Below are 5,008 nucleotides of genomic sequence, written 5' to 3'. Positions count from 1 at the left end.
TTCCCAAACCCCTTTTCGATTCCAACGACTGAAACGAGTATGAACCACTCGAAAATCTCCGAATCTATCAGGTAAATCTCTCCAGGGAATACCGGCTCGATATCGATACAAAACTGCTTCCACAAATAATCGATTATCTTTAGCGGTGACTCCTATAGTGCCAAATCTACCTGGAAGCATATCTTTAATTCTTTCCCATTGATCATCTCTTAAAGCATAACGAGGCATCTTCTTACCACAGGGTGTTTTTGTCAAAAAATTATTCAGATATATATTTTATCTTGTTTTAAGTTCTAATTGATGACACGCCCTAGATGGTTTTTCAGGGATTTGCATTTTAGTATTTTCATCAGTAATAATCCCCTCTAACTCGGCATAGCTTAAATCCGCATCCGTCAAATCTGCACCTAATAAAAGGGAAAGGGGTTGAGTACCCCTAATTTCCCGATATGATTAAATCGAATTAAACTTGTTTTCTAACTCTTGAATTAGTAATTCTGCTTTCTCGTTGTCACTGATACGAACAGATGTAGGAATGGGATGATGTATATTAAATTTGTTGAGAATATCTCCCGCCGTAATAGCATCTTCGATTTTGTCCGCTACACATTGCCATTCAATCTTTAATCGATGCAAATGTTGACCATTTTTGATGTTTTCCGATGAATCAGTGGAAATTAGTTGATAGCTAGAATCTTTTGTAATCATACCCCAACCGATCGCACCAAAACTACTAGCATAAGCAATGATAGTATCTCCTTGATGATAAGAAGTTAAAAGTTTTTCTCCCTCGTCACCTGCCTGATTAGTAAAGTTAGCGGTAATAATTTGATTTGTTTTGAGATATTCCCACCAATATTGCTCATTAAAACCAATATTATGCCAATATATGTTTCCAGAAATGGATAATAAACGAATTTCCCCTTCTTTGACGATAATTCTCACTTTATCGCCGAAATTAGCTTTTTTTAACCAGTTTTGAGGAATAGAAAACTCTTTGTTTAATGTGATTGATTGAACTGTAATCATGTTGTTATACCTATTAATATTCAGAATGTTAATGTTTGTACTTACTACTTATTTATCCAGTCAATTTTGATGATTTATGCAGTTTGTCCTTAATATTTTTTATTGATGAAGCCCCGAAGGGCTTACTACTCTCAAATTATTTATTGACGGTTACGGCGTTTTTGATAGTTTTGATAACTAGCTTTTTTGCGCATACTTTTCTGATTTCCCACCTCTAAATCTTCTAATAAATCATCTACTTCTTCCATTTCTTCGGGCATACTATAACAAAGGGGTGCAGACATTATGTCTTCTTTCATTTGATATAACCGTTGTCTAGTATCGTTAATATCCCCTCGATCCAAAGATGCGATCGCCTCATCCTTAGCTCGTGTGACGTTTAACTGTAAAACTTTTGCCTTCACCTCCTCATTCTCTGGATAGGTTGCTAATTCGGCACTGGTGACAACGGGTAACTGTAGTTGAGCATGAGATACTTTTCTCAATTTTGTTTCCATATCGTCATAGGCTAAACGAAAATCCGCTAATGTCATGGATTGCGTCATTGTCGGTACTTTTAACCGCAACACCAAATCAAAAGTATTTCCTGCGATGAGATTCGGTAGTTTATAGTTACCGTATTGCGTCTTATCTAAATCGTTGAATACGTCCACTAATCGCACTTCTGCTAAGGTTTTAATGCCGATGGAAACTTTTTGCCCAACCGTTGCGATGATACCTTGTAACTCATTCTCGAAAATATTAGGTAACTGTTCAGGATCTTGAATGTAATAGTAATTACCGTCACCGCTAAGGGCGATACCCTGCATTAAATCCTCATTAAAGTCGTCTCCGATACCCATAGTGGTAGTACTAACGCCGTGTTTACTTAAACCATTAACATTAGTGGCGATCGCATCTGGATTAGTTTCCCCCACATTAGCCAAACCATCGGACAAAAGGATAACACGATTTAACCGCTCAGGTTCATTGAATTTACTAACTTGAGTAGCACCTTCTAGCCAACCATCGTATAACGCCGTCATACTTCGTGCCGTGATAGACTTAATTTTATTGAGAATATATTCCTTATTATTCGCCAAAGTACTAGGAACAATTACTTGTATTTGATCATCATAAATAGTAACGCTAATTCTATCCGTTGATAAAAGCTGATTGACTGCATAAGAAGCCGCTTTTCGAGCATATTCTATTTTTTTGCCTTCCATTGAGCCAGATCTGTCAATAACTAAACCTAAATTTAAGGGCAATCTTTCTTTAGTAGTTTTAATTTCTGGAACAGTAATTCTGAGGATTAAATCTAATTCTGTAACGACATCGGAAGCGACGGCATTTTTCAACGGAATAAACGTGATTTCTGGTTGCATAGTCATGGTTTTTTTCTTCCTAAAAATTCAGTTAATTTTTCAATTAAATAACGATTTAAAGACTCTTGTTCTTTAACACTATTGGGATAAATAAAATCATCTCGAATATGTAATTCTAAACCATCTAAAACTTGTAAATGATTCCACTTACTGATAACAAAATTAGAAGATTGATTTTCTCTTAAATCATGTTGATTAGATAAATTATAGTCTATATCAATGGGTGAATTGAGATTATCTCTATTTTGATTTTGATGATTAAGACTAGATTTATTTTCTTTAACTTTTTTCAGATTAGCTAAATATTCTAAAGCAGAATTACTGGTATTTCCTGCGAAATAATTATTGGTATTTTCTACTAAATTAGGATGAGTTGTTTGGATATTAATGAAGATACCACCAAGGAGTAAATTTTTTAATTCTTCATTAGTTTTACTGGTTAATAAATCATTAATTGCCATCGCACCAATACCGTCACTTAATAATCGTCTCACCAGTAATAGTTGCAACAAATGGCGATAGTTATAATAGGCATAGCGATTTTTGCGAATAGGCTCATCCATCAGTTTGAGAGTGGTATAGTGTCTTACTAGACGAGGATTAATTTCTTCTTTCACCTTATTATTTCCCTTACTGTCAGGCAAATATTGGGGTAATAATTGATTGACTACCTCCACAAATTCTTCAATTAGCCATTCTTGATGACTGGTTTCTAATTCTTTTAAGTTCATACTTTGACAATAACACTGCCAATGAAAAATGTCAATATCAATTTTAGTCGATGGTTGCGTTTTTATTCCTAAAGCAATTCTTTAGCTCGATCTAGAATTTGCTCTTTTTTTGGTGCAATCCCTTTTAATGTATTGATGTTATATTTATCTTCTTGTCCATTACTTAATACAATGGCAAAGCTGAGATTATCTTCATCATTAAAATAAAGTCTAATTATTGATAATAAAAGTGTTAAAGTAGTTAATCTTTGTTGTCCATCAATAACTTCAGCATTAGGTTTTCCTTCTTCTTTAATTAAGATAATACTTCCGAAAAAATAGTCAGGATGATTACTTTCTAAGGGATAAGGAAAAGCATCGTATAAATCATCAATTAATTCTAAAACTTGATCTTTTCCCCAAGCATAAGGGCGTTGATAGGATGGAATTTCAAATTGATAATTGGTTAAATTAAAAATCTTATTTAATTGTTCTTCTGTTGCTTTAATTGTCATAATATTTTTCCTAATTTTATTTCTTTTAGATGATAAATAATTATCTAATTCACTTTGTTTTAATTAACAAAATTACAAATTAATTAATTCTTTGCTAGAAAATTGGGGTAAATTTTGTTCTGTAATAACGGAATAAAGTACATCTGGATCTAAATCCGCCCCATTATCCCAATAAATTGTTCCCCATTCTGAGTTTAATTTGACTGTTTGAAAATAATCTAATTCTTTTAAAGGTGTAAAAATACCAGTAAATTCGATAATTTTACTAATATCAACTACTCCCTCTTTATTATCTTCAAATTTGAGATAAAGTTGATAATTTTCTAATGGTTTAACTTGAATAATGTCTTTTAACATTTTTACTCCAAAGGTTCGATATTTTGTAATGGTTGATTTTAAGGTGCGATCGAACTTCACCCCACAAAATCGCACCTCTGATCACAAAATATTATTCTTCAGGGATTTCTATTATGGTATTTTCATCAGTAATAATCCCCTCTAAATTGGCATCGGTTAAATCCGCACCCGATAAATCTGCATTACTCAAATCCGCATCCGTCAAATTAGCACCTGATAAATCAATATTACTTAAATCAAGATTACTGAAATTGACACCCGTTAAATTCTGGTTACACAAGTCGGGAAATTCTTCAGGATTGAAAAAACCTTCAAATTGTTCATCTCCAAAAACATCACGATAACAATTTAATAAACCAGATAAAACACATGGAGATACATAATGATATTTTTCTAATTCAGAACTATCAAGTTCAACAATACAGTGACATAAATCATATAAAAGAACATCAATCTCGTCCATTGTATAATTTGTTGGGAAATTTTTTGATGGTAAATAATCTTCTATCAAAACACATACTAAATCAGCTACTTGAGTTTCCATATTCTCTATGTATAATTCATAGAAACATCCCTGTAGCCTTTCTGCTAAGATCATCATGACATCTCCTAAGAAGTCAAAACCTTTATCAAATTCGTCATCATATTTATGCATCCAAAGAATACGGGATAATAAGTCATGACTGTGGAAAGTCGGAGATGATGCAAGCCAAGCATAAGGAATCGCTTGTTTTATCCCATAATTTTTATAAAATTTGACATCAGAGTATTGAATCTCTCGCCAATTAAACCGCATCCACAGAGGCATTAAATACTCCTGCACGAACATAAAATCGATCGCATCTCCTCGTATTTCAAAGTCATTATCAATTAAATAAGTCGCAACTTCTAAGCCAGATTATGATTGAAGCTAAATAAATACCTCCTTTTAAAATTTATTTTTCGTTTATCATATCTGGTAGCGATTGCTCTATACTGTTTTAATCTGGCAAAAAAGTTCTCTATTAAATGTCTTGCTTGATATAAATAT

At 33.0% G+C, this 5,008-nt stretch carries 8 protein-coding genes; all 8 read right to left on the bottom strand.

The annotated features are described in order from the left end of the window. Window positions 1–228, bottom strand: a 228-nt coding sequence (locus ACEW8E_RS10350) for a transposase (protein ID WP_373480268.1), incomplete at its 3' end; no start/stop codon positions are given. A gap of 48 nt (window positions 229–276) precedes the next feature. Continuing rightward, entirely contained in the window at window positions 277–399 is a 123-nt protein-coding gene (locus tag ACEW8E_RS10345; protein ID WP_373480266.1) for a hypothetical protein, read from the bottom strand. A gap of 54 nt (window positions 400–453) precedes the next feature. Continuing rightward, window positions 454–1,029, bottom strand: a complete 576-nt coding sequence (locus ACEW8E_RS10340; protein ID WP_373480265.1) for a hypothetical protein — start codon at window positions 1,027–1,029, stop codon at window positions 454–456. A gap of 140 nt (window positions 1,030–1,169) precedes the next feature. Continuing rightward, a complete protein-coding gene (locus ACEW8E_RS10335; protein WP_373480264.1) occupies window positions 1,170–2,402 on the bottom strand; it encodes a VWA domain-containing protein in 1,233 nt (410 codons plus the stop codon). Next, window positions 2,399–3,127, bottom strand: a complete 729-nt coding sequence (locus tag ACEW8E_RS10330; protein ID WP_373480263.1) for a MerR family transcriptional regulator — start codon at window positions 3,125–3,127, stop codon at window positions 2,399–2,401. Before ACEW8E_RS10330 ends, ACEW8E_RS10335 begins: the two co-directional genes overlap by 4 nt. A 68-nt stretch (window positions 3,128–3,195) precedes the next feature. Next, window positions 3,196–3,621, bottom strand: a complete 426-nt coding sequence (locus ACEW8E_RS10325) for a DUF262 domain-containing protein (RefSeq protein ID WP_373480262.1) — start codon at window positions 3,619–3,621, stop codon at window positions 3,196–3,198. Between the two features lie 72 nt (window positions 3,622–3,693). After that, on the bottom strand, window positions 3,694–3,978 hold the full coding sequence (locus ACEW8E_RS10320) for a DUF2442 domain-containing protein (protein ID WP_373480267.1): 285 nt from the start codon (window positions 3,976–3,978) through the stop codon (window positions 3,694–3,696). 91 nt (window positions 3,979–4,069) lie between these two features. Beyond that, on the bottom strand, window positions 4,070–4,807 hold the full coding sequence (locus ACEW8E_RS10315) for a pentapeptide repeat-containing protein (protein WP_373480261.1): 738 nt from the start codon (window positions 4,805–4,807) through the stop codon (window positions 4,070–4,072). Between the last annotated feature and the right edge of the window lie 201 nt (window positions 4,808–5,008).

It is taken from the genome of Geminocystis sp., from assembly GCF_041753295.1.
In the GTDB taxonomy this organism is placed as follows: domain Bacteria; phylum Cyanobacteriota; class Cyanobacteriia; order Cyanobacteriales; family Cyanobacteriaceae; genus Geminocystis.
The sequence above is the reverse complement of the archived record's forward strand: the minus strand, read 5'-3'. Positions and strand labels throughout refer to the sequence as shown.